The 16,026-nt window shown below is 55.9% G+C and carries 16 protein-coding genes; 6 read left to right on the top strand and 10 right to left on the bottom strand.

The window, feature by feature from the left end; all coding sequences use genetic code 11:
- The first annotated feature begins 150 nt into the window (after positions 1–150).
- Genes MY069_RS16050 through MY069_RS16030 form a run of 5 tightly spaced genes read left to right on the top strand, consistent with a single transcriptional unit; the run spans position 151 to position 3,932 of the window.
- Complete coding sequence (locus tag MY069_RS16050) at positions 151–1,767, top strand: glutamate synthase-related protein (protein WP_482794798.1); 1,617 nt, start codon at positions 151–153, stop codon at positions 1,765–1,767.
- A complete protein-coding gene (locus tag MY069_RS16045; RefSeq protein WP_482794797.1) occupies positions 1,764–1,994 on the top strand; it encodes a hypothetical protein in 231 nt (76 codons plus the stop codon). Before MY069_RS16050 ends, MY069_RS16045 begins: the two co-directional genes overlap by 4 nt.
- Positions 1,991–2,140, top strand: coding sequence for a hypothetical protein (locus MY069_RS16040; RefSeq protein ID WP_482794796.1), 150 nt, complete (start codon positions 1,991–1,993; stop codon positions 2,138–2,140). Before MY069_RS16045 ends, MY069_RS16040 begins: the two co-directional genes overlap by 4 nt.
- On the top strand, positions 2,140–3,186 hold the full coding sequence (locus tag MY069_RS16035) for a Rieske 2Fe-2S domain-containing protein (protein WP_482794795.1): 1,047 nt from the start codon (positions 2,140–2,142) through the stop codon (positions 3,184–3,186). The genes MY069_RS16040 and MY069_RS16035 overlap by 1 nt, the downstream gene beginning before the upstream one ends.
- Complete coding sequence (locus MY069_RS16030) at positions 3,183–3,932, top strand: hypothetical protein (RefSeq protein ID WP_482794794.1); 750 nt, start codon at positions 3,183–3,185, stop codon at positions 3,930–3,932. Before MY069_RS16035 ends, MY069_RS16030 begins: the two co-directional genes overlap by 4 nt.
- Here MY069_RS16030 and MY069_RS16025 read toward each other — a convergent pair.
- The 8 genes from MY069_RS16025 to MY069_RS15990 all read right to left on the bottom strand — a co-directional run bounded on the left by MY069_RS16025 (position 3,929) and on the right by MY069_RS15990 (position 12,683).
- Positions 3,929–4,705: a hypothetical protein gene (locus MY069_RS16025; RefSeq protein WP_482794793.1), complete on the bottom strand. Its 777-nt coding sequence runs from the start codon at positions 4,703–4,705 to the stop codon at positions 3,929–3,931. The genes MY069_RS16030 and MY069_RS16025 overlap by 4 nt on opposite strands.
- Positions 4,706–4,727: 22 nt before the next feature.
- Positions 4,728–6,311 carry a hypothetical protein gene (locus MY069_RS16020; RefSeq protein WP_482794792.1) on the bottom strand — a complete coding sequence of 528 codons (1,584 nt, stop codon included), beginning with the start codon at positions 6,309–6,311 and terminating at the stop codon, positions 4,728–4,730.
- A 308-nt stretch (positions 6,312–6,619) separates the two neighbouring features.
- Positions 6,620–8,392, bottom strand: coding sequence for a sodium:solute symporter family protein (locus tag MY069_RS16015; RefSeq protein WP_482794791.1), 1,773 nt, complete (start codon positions 8,390–8,392; stop codon positions 6,620–6,622).
- 4 nt (positions 8,393–8,396) lie between these two features.
- On the bottom strand, positions 8,397–8,663 hold the full coding sequence (locus MY069_RS16010) for a DUF4212 domain-containing protein (RefSeq protein WP_482796723.1): 267 nt from the start codon (positions 8,661–8,663) through the stop codon (positions 8,397–8,399).
- 88 nt (positions 8,664–8,751) lie between these two features.
- Positions 8,752–8,955 carry a hypothetical protein gene (locus MY069_RS16005; protein WP_482794790.1) on the bottom strand — a complete coding sequence of 68 codons (204 nt, stop codon included), beginning with the start codon at positions 8,953–8,955 and terminating at the stop codon, positions 8,752–8,754.
- Between the two features lie 66 nt (positions 8,956–9,021).
- Positions 9,022–10,584: a glutamine-hydrolyzing GMP synthase gene (guaA, locus tag MY069_RS16000; protein ID WP_482794789.1), complete on the bottom strand. Its 1,563-nt coding sequence runs from the start codon at positions 10,582–10,584 to the stop codon at positions 9,022–9,024.
- Between the two features lie 44 nt (positions 10,585–10,628).
- Positions 10,629–11,291: a PH domain-containing protein gene (locus MY069_RS15995; RefSeq protein WP_482794788.1), complete on the bottom strand. Its 663-nt coding sequence runs from the start codon at positions 11,289–11,291 to the stop codon at positions 10,629–10,631.
- A gap of 84 nt (positions 11,292–11,375) precedes the next feature.
- A complete protein-coding gene (locus MY069_RS15990; protein WP_482794787.1) occupies positions 11,376–12,683 on the bottom strand; it encodes an RsmB/NOP family class I SAM-dependent RNA methyltransferase in 1,308 nt (435 codons plus the stop codon).
- A 132-nt stretch (positions 12,684–12,815) separates the two neighbouring features.
- Here MY069_RS15990 and MY069_RS15985 point away from each other — a divergent pair, with 132 nt between their 5' ends.
- Positions 12,816–13,964 (top strand): alpha-hydroxy acid oxidase, encoded by a 1,149-nt coding sequence (locus MY069_RS15985; protein ID WP_482794786.1) that lies wholly within the window; start codon positions 12,816–12,818, stop codon positions 13,962–13,964.
- Here MY069_RS15985 and MY069_RS15980 read toward each other — a convergent pair.
- Positions 13,961–14,977: an adenosine deaminase gene (locus MY069_RS15980; protein ID WP_482794785.1), complete on the bottom strand. Its 1,017-nt coding sequence runs from the start codon at positions 14,975–14,977 to the stop codon at positions 13,961–13,963. The two genes, MY069_RS15985 and MY069_RS15980, sit on opposite strands and share 4 nt — an antisense overlap.
- A 55-nt stretch (positions 14,978–15,032) precedes the next feature.
- A complete protein-coding gene (locus MY069_RS15975) occupies positions 15,033–16,013 on the bottom strand; it encodes a bile acid:sodium symporter family protein (protein ID WP_482794784.1) in 981 nt (326 codons plus the stop codon).
- Positions 16,014–16,026: the final 13 nt, after the last annotated feature.

The raw sequence follows: 16,026 nt of genomic DNA, 5'->3' as shown, positions 1-16,026 counted from the left end.
CTGTACCCCTCACTTGCTTTTTCGCTGCCCTATCGAAAATATCCATTCGAGGCATATAAAATGACTATCACATTTTTTTGGGTAGTCGTGATTGGCGTGTCATGGGCTCACTCGATAGAGGCCAGACAAAGCTCGAGAGGGGAGTAACTCATGACAAAAACAGCCGTAGCCAAGTGGGATGACTTGAAAGACCGCCAGCCCGAATACGCCATTGTCGGCGAAGTCGACTTGGTCGTTGTGCGGTTCGATGATGAAGTCTCTGTTTTTTACGGCCGCTGCCTACACCGCGGCGCGTTGATGTCGGATGGCCATGTCGATGGCAATGACAACCTAATCTGCGGCGTCCACAATTGGGATTACCGCCTCGATAGCGGCGTCTCTGAATATGAGAATTCAGAAGCCCTGCCCAAGTTCAAAGCTTGGGTTGAAGACGGTCAGGTTTTTGTCGACGCCGATGAGATCAACGCGTGGGGCTATGCCAATCCGCAGCCTTATCAGCGCGACGCCTATCTCGGCCTCTATCAAGACCCGAGCCATGGCCCGCATCCAGAGCCGACCAATGGCATGATCCAGCAATATGCGCGCGATGGCCTGTCTAAAGTCGGACATCACGGCATCACCGACTCCATGGGCGTGCCGCGCGATCAACTGCCCGAATGGGACGATATTCAAATCATCACTGCGCAACTTCATAAAATGCCGCTGCTCGATGATGAGCCGGTCAACACAAAAACCGTGATCGGGCCGAATGCGCAAAAGCCCCTGCACTTGGATATCCCGCTTTTCGTCTCCGACATGAGTTTCGGGGCTTTGTCAGAACCGGCCAAAGTCTCTCTCGCGCTCGGCGCCGAGATGGCAGGCACCGGCATTTGTTCTGGCGAAGGCGGCATGCTGCCGGAAGAACAAGAAGCCTGTTCGCGCTATTTCTATGAATTGGCGTCTGGCCGGTTTGGCTTCTCCTGGGACAAGCTTGAGAAAGTTCAGGCCTTCCATTTCAAAGGCGGCCAAGGCGCCAAAACCGGAACCGGCGGACACCTTCCGGGCAACAAGGTCAAAGGCAAGATCGCCCTGGTTCGGGGCCTGAAAGAAGGCGAAGCCGCCATCTCCCCGCCGCGCTTTCCAGATTGGACCGAAGTCAGCCAAGTCAAAGACTTTGCCGATGAAGTGCGTGACCGGACCGGCGGCATACCGATTGGCTATAAACTCTCAGCTCAGCACATTGAGAAAGACATTGAAGCCGCACTTGAAGTTGGCGTCGACTATATCATTCTCGATGGCCGCGGCGGCGGCACAGGTGCAGCGCCGATCATCTTCCGCGACAATATCTCAGTGCCGACCATTCCCGCCCTCGCACGGGCCCGCAAATTCTTGGACGAAAGTGGCCGAGGTGATATCTCATTGGTGATCACGGGCGGTCTTCGCAAGCCTGGTGATTTCGTCAAAGCCATGGCCCTCGGCGCCGATGCGATCGCGGTTTCAAACGCGGCCATGCAAGCGATCGGCTGTATCGCGATGCGGGCCTGTCATACGAATAATTGCCCCGTGGGCATTGCCACTCAGAAACCGCATTTGGTGTCGCGCATTGTGGTCGAGAATTCAGCCGCCCGGCTCAAGAATTTCTTCGATGCCTCAGTCGGCTTGATGAAAGTCATGGCGCGGGCCTGCGGGCATGAAAACCTTTCAGACTTTAACGCCAATGATTTGACCACGTTCAGCCGCGATATGGCGGACCTGTCTGGCGTTGCCTATGCCGGAGTTGGGCGATGAGTGAAGCAACTGCAGAAGCGATTGTTCTAGGCTTCGGGCTTTATCTTGCGCTCGGCCTGCTAGTCGGAATGGCCTATATGTTCGGAGGCGCGGAGCGGATTGATCCCGCCGCAAAAGGCAAAGGCATGCCGGTGCGTGTTCGATTGATGATCCTGCCAGGCGTGATTGGGCTTTGGCCGCTTATGCTCACAAAACTCTTTGTGCAAAAGGAGCCGCCAGTCTCATGAAACGTGCACACAGACGCGCCCACATTGCGATATGGGCCATCCTCGGCCCGGTCATGCTTTGGATCGTGGTCCTGGCGATTCTGGGCCGCCCGGGCGAGCCAACAAATGAAACGCTGCCTGAGGCCTTGATTGAGGAGGCCCGCTAATGTCGCATGATTATAAAAATGTCCAATGGACGTCCTTTAAGAAGCGGTTTGACCTGTGGCTTATGGCAGGCATCGCTCTCTATTTGATCGGCTTCATTGTGATCAGCTATGTGAGCCAACCGGAGGGTGAGAGCCTAATGCCGCCGCAAGTCTTGCTGCGCGCGACAGGCACCCTCGCCTTTCTGCTGCTGACCTTCATTCTCTGTATCGGGCCGCTCGCCCGGATGACCGATCGGTTCAAGCCATTCCTCTACAACCGGCGCCATCTTGGCGTGACAACCTTTTTGATCGCCCTCATCCATGCTGGCTTGGTTGTGCTTTGGTATCACGGCTTCTCTGAGACCAATCCGCTAGTATCGCTGTTCATTTCAAACCCGCGCTATGACAGTTTGAATGGCTTCCCGTTCGAAGTGCTCGGCGTTGCTGCTTTTCTGATCATGTTCTTGATGGCCGCAACCAGCCACGATTTCTGGAACGCCAATCTTGGCCCTGGCGTGTGGAAGACGCTGCACATGGGCGTTTATCTCGCTTATGGACTGCTGGTTGCGCATATCGCGCTTGGGGCGATTCAATTCAACAAGAGCCCGATTTATGTCGCCTTACTCGCTACCTCCGCGGTGACCGTGACAGCGCTTCACGTCCTTTCTGGGCTCGCGGTCTTCCGCCCCGCCCATCGCACCGCGAATGAGGGCTGGCTGAAAGTTGCTGCCGTGGATGAGATGGAGGATGCTCGAGCCAAGATCATTCGCCCGGTGAAAGGCGAAGCGATTGCCGTGTTCAGAGATGGCAACAAGATTTCAGCCGTCTCAAATGTCTGCCGTCACCAAGGTGGACCACTCGGCGAAGGCAAAATTGTCGATGGCTGCATCACTTGCCCCTGGCATGGCTTTCAATATCGCATGGAAGATGGCCAAAGCCCGCCGCCCTTCACGGAGAAAATCGCCACTTATGCAACACGGATCTTGGACGGCGTGGTCTACGTCAATCCAGAGCCAAATGCCCCCGGCACCGCGCAAAGCCCAAGCACGATTGGAGCGAGCTCATGAGCAAAGATGATTTCTTCATTGGCTGGGCCGACACCCCGAAAGTTGACCGGCGTTTCTTCGTTGGCGCGGGCCTCGGTCTCTTAGCCGGCACCGCTGCGACGGCCGCCGGCATTGCCGCGCTGCAAAAGCCGGTCGGTCCAGGCACTTGGAATATGGGCGACGTGCGCGAATGGCGCGGAATTGCGACGGCAGAGCCCTATGGCATGCTCCGCACGCTTGATTTGGACGGGACGCCGCGCACGGCTCTGCTCGGCTGCCAAGGCAAATGCGGCGTCAGCGCTAAGATTGGGGCTTTGGCGGGCAAACCGGTTATCGTCAAAGGCTCGCTCATTCAGCGCGGCCAACATGCGATGATCGCGGTCATCGATGGCTTGGATTGGATCCGTGAGGACACAGGCGGCGAGATTGGCGATTTGGCCTTCCCAACGCCCGAGCCGATTTCTGATGTGTCGCTGAGCGGGGAAATCCTCGACAGCAAATGCTGGTTCGGCGCGATGCGGCCTTCAACGGGGAAGGTCCACAAGTCCTGCGCTAGCCTTTGCATTCGCGGTGGCATTCCGCCGGCCTTCTATGTCAAAGATCGCAAAGATCAAGCCGCGTTGATGATCATGACTTCAGGCGGCTATGGGCACAATAAGGATTTGCTCGAATATGTCGCCGACCCGGTTTCGATTACCGGGCAGCTGCAACGTTTTGGCGATCTCTTCCTGCTCGATGCGCCCGTCAGCGCCATCGCCCGGCTCTAATTGGTCGAGCCGAACGAGGCGGCACCGGTCTTGTCGAAATAACTCCGCCAGAACGCTTTCAGTTCACTGATCGGCAGATCATATTCGAGACGAGGAACAATCCGCGCAACAACTTCGACGCCGTCTAAGCCAGGCAATTGGCTGGCGATCGATGTCTCGGAATAGGCCGCAAGATCGGCGCCGCTGCGATAGAATGAGAACGCATCGGAATGCTGCATCAAGTCAGAAACGATGACCAATCGGCGGTTTTCTCGATTTGTTTGAAAGTCGGCTCGATCCCCAACTGAATAAAGCGCCTCAAACAGAGGGGAGCTCGGTTGGCTGGTCGTCTTCAGCGTGTCGTCTACCAGCGATGAGAGCGGCTGATAGAAATGCTCCCGCCAAGTGTCATCGATCATACGCGGGTTCTGCAAAATGGGGTTTGCGTCTTCCACGCTGCCTGGGGAGCAATGCGTATACAGCGTCTTCGGATCGAAGGGCTGCGCACTGTTTGGCAAGATAACCGTCAAACGCCCAAATCTCGGCAGTGCGCGCGCCTCGGCATCAATCAATTCTCCAACCCAAGCGAGATCATTCTCGGAAAATGGATCGGATTGGTCGATCAGTAAGATTGTGTGCGATGGATCGCGGCGATCCATTCGGCATTCTGTTTCTGGGTCCAGGGCTGGTGCAGCATTGAAAGCTGCGACCGAAAACAGGCCGATCACGGTGAGCAGCATGACGCCAATCGCGCCACGCCAGAACCAAGGACCTCTTTCTCTAGCTCGGGGCATCGGTTACCTCCGCCTCTTCCTTTCAGGCCGAGCGAATATCGCTCTGCTGTTCGCGCGCCATACGGGCGTCACGGGCTTTTGCGACTTCCGTTTTGACTTGTTTCTGGATCGACGAGAGCCCTTTCTGGACACTCTGAATATGCGTCTCGAGCCATTCCCGCGTCAGGTTCAGCGCGGTGAGGTTTTGCTCAATCGTCTTGATCGCGGCATTCGCCTGCTCACGTTCTTTGGTGAGATCGAACCCAGGCAAATTGGGCGTTACAATCTCATCGAAATAAGCTGGGATCTCTGCCTGTTCGCCAAGTTTATCGCGGAATTTATTGCGCGCGCGGCGATGCGCTTGTCGATAAGCAATTTTGAGCGAGCGTTCTTGATCGCCGGCTTTTGCCGCAATGCCGACCGCGCGGTCACGATGCGCATCAAGCTCGTTCAGCGACTTCTCAATCTCGCGTTTCGCCGCCGTATGGCGCTTATGCTGCGTCTCAAACCAGAACCGGCAGCGGGTGAAATAATCCGACAGATCATCGCGCACACCATTGCGAACCGCTTGGCGCTTTTCATAAGCCAAACGTTCCTTCCGCCAGACGCGACCATAGCCAGGATAGCGGTCGGAAATCCGGTCATAGCCTTCATAGACCGCAACCCCAAAAATCGTCAGTCCGATTAGCAAGAGCGCAATCGCGACCAATGAATCTAGGCCAAAGATGTTCGGGAACATGCTTCCGATCACGGTGCCTGGTGCAATGTCAAACATTGAGAACCCGGCCAATGAACCTGCGTCTTGCGCCGCATGCAGACTGATCTCAACCGCATCACGGAAATGCGCGATGAAGAAGTTGAGCATAATCCCAAAGAAGATCAGCAAGCCGGCAATTACGCCACCCGCAATCCGAAAGCCTTTGTCTGGGTGGTTGAGATAGCGCAGCCCGAAAAAGCCAGCCAGAACGCCTGTGAGGACGTTCACAGCACTGATTCCAAACGCCACCATCATCCCGCCCATCAGGCCAGATGACTGCGCATCTTTGAACAGAAGCGCGTTGAAGCAGCCTTCCACGATCATGATCAGCAACAAGATTGCCAGCGTTTGCTCGACATTCTTTTTAATATCCGGCGTCCGCTTACCGATCCGGTCGCTATGCTGCTGTTTAAAATGCTGCAGTTCAATCACGGTCGCATCGTGATGATCACGCGCGGTTTCCGCATCATCCACTTCATAGTGGCGGAATTCGTTTTCCTCGGCCTTGATAACCTCGCGAAGATGTTCGGGATGAATGTCGGCAGGTGTGCAATCTTGGATAAAGTTGCGGACGCTGGCGGCCGTCCCGCTCATCCAAGTTTCTAGCCCGCGCCGGACAGCGCCAGCCCGCTCGGCAATCTCTTGCTCGCGCTCGCTCCACTGATCCTCGGTCATGGCATCGGACGCAGGAACCGCATCTTCGGCATCTTCTTGAGCGATTTTGCGAGTTCGTCCGCGACTGAAGCCAAGATCCCCTTCTGCGAGCTTGCCTTTGAGGCCATGCTTGCGCAGCGACTCTTTTGATTTGAAGTTTTTAATGGCTGACTGATAGCCAATGTCTGCGCCCCAGCGCACCAATCTTCTACTCATTTGCCCAATCCCATTAACAAAGTCGGCCCAGATATTAACCCTACTGAAAATCGGTGCTTGGCCTTAACAACCTCCTAAGACGATACTCAAAGCGCGCTTTGACCGGCCTTAAATTTACGTCATTAAGCGCGGATCATTGAAATTATTGGTGTTTTTAGAATGACACACTTTTCGCGCAGAGGTTTAGCCCCGCAGCGAACCTAAATCAGTGCAGATTTTGCGATTCTTATCGCGTCCAGAGCATGAGAATTTCCACCAAAAAAGGGCGGACCAGCTGGACCGCCCTCTTTGAGTAGTATCGGCGAGAATTACTCGGCAGGCGCCATGCCAGCATCGGCAATTCCGTGGGCCTGCCTTGTGCCGGGCACGCGGATATCTTCGACCAATTCTTGGATGTCCTGTGGCGGCGGGGCTGTGGCCAACGCGGTACCGATCCCGAGGGCGCCAGACACCCACATAAAGACAAAGCCGATGCCCTCAGGTGAGACGCCGAACAGATATTGATCCGGCGTGCCGCCGCCAAACTTGAAATAGACAATATAGGCAAAGGTCGAGATCAAGCCGAACAGCATAGCGACAATTGCGCCTTCCTTATTCATCCGCTTCCAGAAAATGCCGAGGAAGATGACCGGGAAGAGCGAGGCCGACGCTAACCCGAACGCGAACGCTACAACTTGCGCGACAAAGCCGAGCTGCGCGGAGAAGATCCCGAGCAAGCCCGCCGCGACCACGGCACCTGCAGCAGCCGCGCGGGCAACCCGAAGTTCGGTTTTGTCGTCCATATCTTTGAACAAGGTTCGCCTGCAGATATCATGGCTGACCGCTGAAGAGATCACCATCAAAAGACCTGCTGCAGTAGACAGCGCGGCGGCTAATCCGCCAGCGACCACGAGCCCAATCACCCAAGCTGGAAGCTGCGCTATTTGCGGGTTGGCGAGCACGAAGATATCGCGGTTCGGATTGACCTCATTCTCGATGCCATCGGGAGCATTCGGCCCGCGATACTGCATGATGCCGTCGCCATTCTTGTCTTCATATTGGAGCAGACCGGTTTTCTCCCAAGTCTTGTACCAGGTTGGAACGGGCTTGCCGCCAGCGGCTTCAATCTCTGCCGCGCGCGCTTCATAATCTTCGCCGTCCTGAATGTAGGTCGCCTCATTGACCGTATCGATGAAGTTGATGCGGGCGAACGCGCCAACCGCTGGCGCTGTGGTGTAAAGCGCTGCGATGAAGATCAAAGCCCAACCAGCAGAGAAGCGCGCCGCTTTGGCGCTGGGCACAGTGAAGAAGCGAATGATCACGTGGGGCAAACCCGCGGTTCCGAACATCAGCGCGCCGGTAATCGCAAACACATCAAACATGGATTTGTCGGTCTGCGTATATTCTTGGAAACCCAGATCTGTGACCACATTGTTGAGCTTTTGCAGCATCGAAATGTCTTCGCCCGCCGCATTGCTGATAAAGCCAAGCTGCGGGACCGGATTGCCAGTAATGATCAGTGACATGAAGATCGCAGGCACCGTGTAGGCAAAGATTAGCACGCAATATTGCGCGACTTGCGTATAGGTCACGCCTTTCATCCCACCGAGCACGGCATAGAAGAAGACGATGACCATGCCGATAATGATGCCGACATTGAAGTCGACACCTAGAAAGCCTGAAAACGCCACGCCGACGCCTTTCATCTGGCCAGCAATATAGGTGAAAGAGACGAACAGCGCGCAGATCACAGCAATGATCCGAGCAATATCTGAATAGTAACGGTCGCCAACAAAGTCCGGCACAGTGAACTTGCCAAACTCGCGCAAGAACGGCGCGAGCAGGACCGCGAGCAGGACATAACCGCCCGTCCAGCCCATCAAATAAACCGAGCCGCCATAGCCCAAAAAGGCAATCAGGCCGGCCATCGACAGGAAGGAGGCCGCCGACATCCAATCAGCCGCCGTGGCCATGCCATTGACGGTCGGGTGAACATCATGACCGGCGACATAAAAGTCGTCCGTCGACCCAGCGCGGGCCCAAATCGCGATGCCAATATAAAGCGCAAAAGTTGTGACGACGAAGAACAGGGTCCAATCCATGGCCTTAATCCTCCACGCCGAATTTGCGCTCGAGCCGCGCCATGGCGAAGCAATAGTAGAAGATCAGAACGACAAAGACGTAAATCGATCCCTGTTGCGCAAACCAAAAGCCGAGCGGCGCACCGCCAATCGAGACCTGATCTAGGAAATCGCGGAATAAGATCCCAGCGCCATAGGAGACAACAAACCAAATCGCCAGCAAGCTCAATGTCAGGCGGATCGTCGCCGCCCAATAGCCCTTTGCGTCGACTTTTTTCTTATCGGACACGATGTGACCCCTCCCTGATTATCTTTGTCGATAGGTCTATCGCAGTCTCAAGGTGGGTCAAAGCCTTATGAGTTTTGAATTTGGTCTTGCTCTAGCGCTTATGATCTCGGCCCTGTTGCCGCGCGTGACGGCGTTCTCTCAATCCAAAGAAAATCAACAGCCCAGCGATCATGACGCCGCCCGCGAGATACAGCTCTGAGATACCAAGCCCAGGTGCAAGTAGCGCATTCGCCAAGCGATAGGAAAACACCGCCGCCATCAGCAATCCGAGCGCGATCATAAGGTGATGCTTCATGCTGAGGCTCCTAATCGAACAGGCGCTTGTGATCGGAAGGCCGAAACAAGCCCCTTTGCCGCAAGATCACTCCCACTCAATCGTTCCGGGCGGCTTTGACGTGATATCGTAGACCACGCGATTTACGCCTTTGACTTCATTGATAATTCGGGTCGCGACGCGCCCTAGGAAATCGTGCTCGAACGGGAAATAGTCGGCGGTCATACCGTCCGTAGAGGTGACCGCCCGTAGCGCGAGAACATTCTCATAGGTCCGCTCGTCACCCATCACGCCGACCGTGTTGACCGGTAAGAGGACCGCAAAGGCTTGCCAGATTTTGTCATAGAGATCGGCATTGTGCAGTTCTTCGAGATAAATCGCGTCCGCTTTACGAAGCGTGTCGGCTTTATCGCGCGTAATCTCGCCCGGTATACGGATGGCGAGACCAGGTCCCGGGAACGGATGCCGTCCAATAAACGCATCGGGCAATCCGAGTTCTCGTCCGAGCGCACGGACCTCGTCTTTGAACAGATCCCGCAGCGGCTCGACCAGCTGCATGTTCATCCGCTCCGGCAAGCCGCCGACATTATGGTGGCTCTTAATCGTCACCGATGGCCCGCCGATTGCGCTGACGCTTTCGATCACATCCGGGTACAGCGTGCCTTGCGCCAAGAAGTCTGCGCCGCCAATCTTGTTCGCCTCGGCTTCGAACACGTCGATGAAGAGCTTCCCGATAATTTTGCGCTTGCGTTCAGGATCGCTGACTCCGGACAACTCGCCAAGGAACAGATCGGAGGCATCCACATGGACCAGCGGAATATTGTAATGCTCGCGGAACAGATTGACGACCTGCTCGCTCTCATTCATCCGCATCAAGCCATGATCGACATAGACGCAAGTTAGTTGGCTGCCGATTGCTTCATGGATCAAAACGGCGGCGACCGAACTATCGACACCGCCTGACAGACCACAAATAACCCGCCCTGAGCCAACTTGGTCACGAATTTTCTGGATCGCTTCTTCGCGATACGCAGCCATGGTCCAATCGCCTTTCAGTCCGGCGATGCCGTGCGTGAAGTTGCGGAGGATTTGCGCGCCATGCGTTGTATGCACGACTTCAACATGGAATTGCGTGGCGTAGAATTGTTTCTCGCGATTGACGATCGCGGCTACGGGTGCGCCTGGCGATTTGGCTATCACTTCAAAGCCTGGCGCCATTTCCGCGACATGGTCGCCATGGCTCATCCAAACTTGTTCTTCTTCGCCATTCTCGAACAGGCCTTCGAGCAATTTATCATCGCTGACTTTTTCAATGAATGCCCGCCCAAATTCGCGGCTCGTGCCGCTTTCGACGCGGCCACCCAACTGCTCCATCATCACTTGCTGCCCATAGCAAATGCCAAGAACCGGAACGCCGAGTTCAAAAACCGCGTCTGGCGCCCGGGGACTATCCTCCCAGGTTACACTCGAAGGACCACCGGAAAGTACAATCGCCTGCGGATCATAGGCCTTCAGGAAAGCCTCATCGACTTTGTTAAACGGGTGAATTTCGCAATAAACACCGCTCTCGCGGAGCCGCCGGGCGATCAGCTGAGTAACCTGACTTCCAAAGTCGATAATCAGCGCGCGTTCGTGTTTCTGTTCAGCCATGTGGCCCTTTAGCTGAGTCCCGCGCGGGCCTCAACTAGGGCAATTCATGATCCGAAGGGAGAGTCAGGGCGACGCCGCCCAAACAAGCCGCCGCCATCCTGAACCAGTGGGGTCGACGGCTTGCGCTTAGCGCCAAAACTCGCAGCGGGTTTGCTGGCACGGGTTGGTGCTTGCGAAGGTGCTTGCGGTCGTGTTTTTGGTTGCGAACGCGGCGCAGCGGCCCCTTGCGGTTGCGGGGTCAGCGCCAGAGGCGGCGAGTCCGAAGCGAGACTGTCTTCCGGAATATAGCCGAGCTTATAGGCTTGCATCAGCTGGATCAGCTTTTGCGGCTTCATGCCAACCGCTGGAATCGAGTGCGTTCCGCCGACCAGAAACTTGGCGGCCTTACCCATCATCGTCCCTTCTTTATCGGCATGCGTGAACGAGACCATATTGGCGGCCGTGATCAACCCGGATTTGACTTTGTGGATCCGAAAGTCAGTGATCTCGTCCCACCGATACTCTTTGGCAGAGAACCAATTGCGGATCTTGATACCGTCTTTGGAGAGAACAAGGCGCTGCAATATCCCGGCGCCGACGAGAATGAAAATGCCGCCGATGATCAAGCCCAAACCAGGAATCATCAGAATGATAGCCGCACCACCAAGGAACCATTTCCAGCCCGTGGGTGTAAGAGTTGTGACCCCATTCTCTGTTTTGATTGCCATTCCGTCCTCCCAATCCAAGCGATTAGATAGGCAGAATGAGCTAAATTTGACGCAAAACTGTGGCGGTGATTTGAATGGTTCGCGTTAACCCTGCCTACGGAGCATAGCGAAAAAGAAACCGTCAGTGCCGGCGCTGCGCGGGGTGAGGCGAACGCTGCCAGACGGCCCCTGCCCCGCTTTGATCACGGCCACCCCTTCATCAGTGAGCAGGCCGCTCTCGCGCGCATGTTCGACCGCATCTTCTTGCACCCAGCCCGGCGCATTCGCCAAAAACGCGTCGACCCGGTCCTCGTCCTCCTCAACCAAGAAGGAACAAGTCGCATAGAGCAGCCGCCCGCCCGGTTTCACATAGGCAGCCGCCTTAGACAAAACTTCATTCTGCTGCTCAATCCGGGTCTCTAGCGATTTCGGCTTCACCCGCCATTTCGTGTCAGGACGCCGCCGCCACGTGCCTGTGCCGGTGCAAGGCGCATCGACAAAGACGCAATCCATTTGCTCTTTCAATGCGTCGAGCGCTTCTGGTTCACTTGGGTGCAGCAATTGGACATTATGCGCGCCTGAGCGTTTCAAACGCGGGATAATCGCGCTGAGCCGCCGGCCATCAATATCATAAGCGAAGACTTGTCCCTTGCCATCCATGGCTGCGGCAAGGGCGAGTGTTTTGCCGCCGCCTCCTGAGCAATAGTCCAGCACCTGCTCCCCCGCGCGGACATTTGCAGCAGCAGCAGCGATTTGCGAACCCGCATCCTGAACCTCGACCCAGCCTTTTGAATAGGCCGGAATGCTGTCCAGACTGGCTTCTCGCTGAGACGGGTCGCGAGCGGGGATATGAAAGGCATGTTTCAATAGGCGCGATGGCTCGGCTTTCGCGCTTCGCAAAGGCGCACTGGCTTTCTCAACATCAGTTTTCAGCGTGTTCACTCGCAAGTCGACATCGGCGCGCACCGCCATCGCTTGGCCTTCAACCGCGGCAAGCTCGCCAAAGGCCCGCTGCATCTGCTCGGTCAGCCATGCGGGATAGTCACCCAAAATATGCGGCTCCGCGGTGACATCTGGGGCCATCACCAATCGTTCCCGCTCTTGCAGGGTCAGGGCGCTGGGCGCGTGTTGTTCGTCCATCGCATCATCGATCCGGCGAATGTCCCACCCCCAAGCAAAACTTAGAGCGCCCAGGATAAGACCGCGCGGACTATCATCGCCCATCGCATGAGCAATCGAATTGCGTTTGCGCAAGGCATCGAGCACCAGCCCTGAGACCCAAGCGCGGTCTTTCGAGCCTGCATAACGCGCGCGTTTACCCCAGTCGCGGGCCGCCACTTTGACCGGTTGATGCCGACCGAGCACATCGCTCAGCACGTCAATTGCCGCCGCTATTCGTCCACCGTCACGCATGCTCGCCTCGTCGCTCGTTTCGGCGCTGGTGTAGCTGCGCGAGCGCAGAAAGCAAAGCTTTGCTACAGCCCGCCTGCCATTGATTTCGCTCTGGTTTCTTATATGCATTCGCCACCGCAAGGATGAACTCATATGCGCCTTACAGATTGCCATAATTTCGCAGACTTTCGCCGCCTGGCCAAACAAAGACTGCCCGCGCCGATTTTCCATTATATTGATGGCGCGGCCGATGATGAGGTGACCTATCGTCGGAACACGGCAGCTTACGAAGATGTCGACCTGGTCCCGAATGTTCTGAATGGCGTTGAAGCGGTCGACATGTCGGTCGAAGTCATGGGCCAGAAACTCGATATGCCCTTCTATTGCGCGCCAACGGCCTTGCAGCGCCTGTTTCATCATGAAGGTGAGCGCGCCGTTGCCAAAGCCGCAAGCAAGTTCGGCACGATGTTTGGCGTCTCATCTCTTGCGACAGTAACGGTGGAAGAGATCGCGGAGCTCGCCCCCGGCCCGAAACTGTTCCAGTTCTACTTCCACAAAGATCGCGGCTTAAATGACGCTTTATTAGAGCGCGCGAAGGCCGCGCAATTCAATGTCATGGCGCTGACGGTCGACACGATCACGGGCGGCAACAGAGAACGAGACTTGCGCACGGGGTTCACTTCCCCGCCGCGCCTCACGCCGTCTTCCATGTTTAGCTTTGCCGCACATCCGTCCTGGGCCTGGAACTTTCTTACCAAAGACAGGTTCGACATGCCGCATCTATCTGGCCATGTCAGCGAAGGCACCAATCTCGCTGTGTCTGTCGGCGAGTATTTTTCGACCATGCTCGACCCAACGATGAACTGGAAAGACGCGGAGAAACTTTGCGCGCAATGGGATGGCGAGTTTGCGCTAAAAGGCATCATGAGCGTGGAAGACGCCAAACGCGCCGTCGATATTGGCTGCACCGGTATCATGGTATCCAATCATGGCGGCCGCCAGCTCGACGGCTCGCGGGCGCCTTTTGATCAATTGGCTGAGATTTGTGACGCGGTCGGCGACCAGATCGATGTCATCTGCGAAGGCGGCGTTCAGCGCGGCACGCATGTGCTGAAAGCGCTGTCTGTTGGCGCGAAAGCCGTCTCGGGTGGGCGCTTCTATCTCTACTCGCTTGCGGCTGCGGGCCAAGCCGGCGTGGAACGCGCGCTGGGCAACCTTAAAACAGAATTGGAACGCGACATGCGCCTCATGGGCGTGTCGTCTGTCAGCGAACTTAACCGCAGCAATCTGCGCTGGCGCTAATAGGTCACCGCTTCGATCGCGGCTATATGCTTTTGCTTAGCCGCATCGTCTAAAAAACTGCCTTCAATACTGTTCAGCGCGAGGCGCTTTATGTCGGCATCCGTCAGGTCCAACGCGCGAATAATGGCTCGGAAATTTTCATTCACATAGCCGCCAAAATAAGCCGGATCATCAGAATTGATCATAGCTTTTAAATTGCTGTCCAGCATCCGCTTGATCGGGTGCTCGGCCATGTCTGACACCACGCAGAGTTTCAGGTTCGAGAGCGGACAAACCGTCAGCGTCATCTCTTCATCCGCGAGCCGGCGCACCAAATCGGCATCTTCGAGCGAGCGATTGCCATGATCGAGCCGATCGATTTTCAACAGATCCAAAGCCTCATGGACATATTCCGGCGGTCCCTCTTCCCCGGCATGGGCCACTAATTTCAGCCCGGCGTCGCTCGCCATATTGAAAACGCGCTCGAACTTGGACGGCGGATGGCCGACCTCAGAAGAATCGAGGCCAACGCCGATAATATGATCCATCCATGGCTCAGCCGCTTTCAGCGTTTCGATCGCATCGCTTTCCTCCAAATGGCGCAGGAAGCACATGATCAGTTCTGAGCTAACGCCGAGCTCATGTTGACCAACATCGAGCGCTTGGGTGATCCCGCTAATCGCCACATCAAACGGCAAACCGCGTTCGGTATGGCCTTGCGGGTCGAAGAAGACTTCGACGTGCACCACATTATCCGCCGCCACTCGGCGCAGATAGGCCATGGTCAGATCGAAAAAGTCTTGCTCGGTCTGCAATACGCCCATGCCTTGATAATAGATATCGAGGAAGTCTTGCAGCTGGTTGAACTGGTAGGCCTCGCGCACTGCTTCTACCGTCGGAAACGGGATATCTACACGATTGCGCTGGGCCAGTTCAAACAGCATTTCCGGCTCAAGACTGCCCTCTAAGTGAAGGTGCAGTTCAGCCTTGGGCAGAGCTTCGGCATATTGAATGAGGCGCGTTTTATGATCCACGAAATGACCCTTGTTTATCAGCTGAGTAGCAAAGAACGCGAAGCCGCGAGCTTTATCAAGCCGCCGCTGGTTCAATTTGTTTTGAATAGCGCTGTGCGAGCACCGCGCAGCCCACCAATTGCAGCTGGTGATACAGCATTAGTGGTAGCAAGATGACGCCAAGCAGCGGGGATCCAGCAAACAAGATCTGCGCAATCGGCGCCCCATTGGCGAGGCTCTTGGTCGACCCACAAAACACAATCGCCGCTTCGTCTTCTGCTGGCAGGCCGAACCGCCGCGACAGCCAAACCGTCATGGCAAAAGCAATCGCAAGCAGCACTAAAACCAGCACCACCGTTGCCACAATCTCGCCAACGGAAAACCGCGTCCAAATTCCGCCTGCCGTCGAGGTCGCGAATGAGGTGAAAACGATCAACAGGATCACACTGCGATCGAGCAGAGACAGCACCGATTTATATTTGATCACCGCTTGCTTGATCAGCGGCCGCACCAATTGTCCGACCGCGAATGGCGCCAGCAGCATCAGCGCAATATTGCCCATCGCGTCGAGGAGCGAGAATTGCATCACCCCGGTAACCGTCACCAATGACACCATCGCTGGCGTCAGAATGAGGCCGAGCAATCCAGACAAGGTCGCATTGAACACCGCAACTGGCACATTGCCTTTCGCAATCACAGTCATCGCCACAGACGATGAAATTGTCGAAGGCAACGCCGCGAGAAAGAAAAACCCAAGCCGCAACGACTCTGACATCACGCCGTCTAACGCGAAAAAAAGCAGGCCGCCGAGGATTGGAAACAATACAAAAGTCGTAGCTTGAATGAGCGCGTGAACTTTCCAATTCTTGACGCCCGCTGCGAGGCTTTCAGGCGCCAGATTAGCGCCATGTAGAAAGAAGACGAGCGATATCCCGAGCGTAGTGACCAGTCCAAGGTGCAATGGCCCATCGCTGGCGCCGAGGTTTGGCAGGAAAAATCCCAGCACCGCGGCCAGGATCATCAAGCTTACAAATCGGTCCGGCAGAAACCTTGCCATAGATCGCCTCTCA

It is taken from the genome of Hyphomonas sp. ske169, from assembly GCF_056850855.1.
Note: the sequence above shows the minus strand (reverse complement) of the source record. Positions and strands in the feature narration are given on the sequence as shown.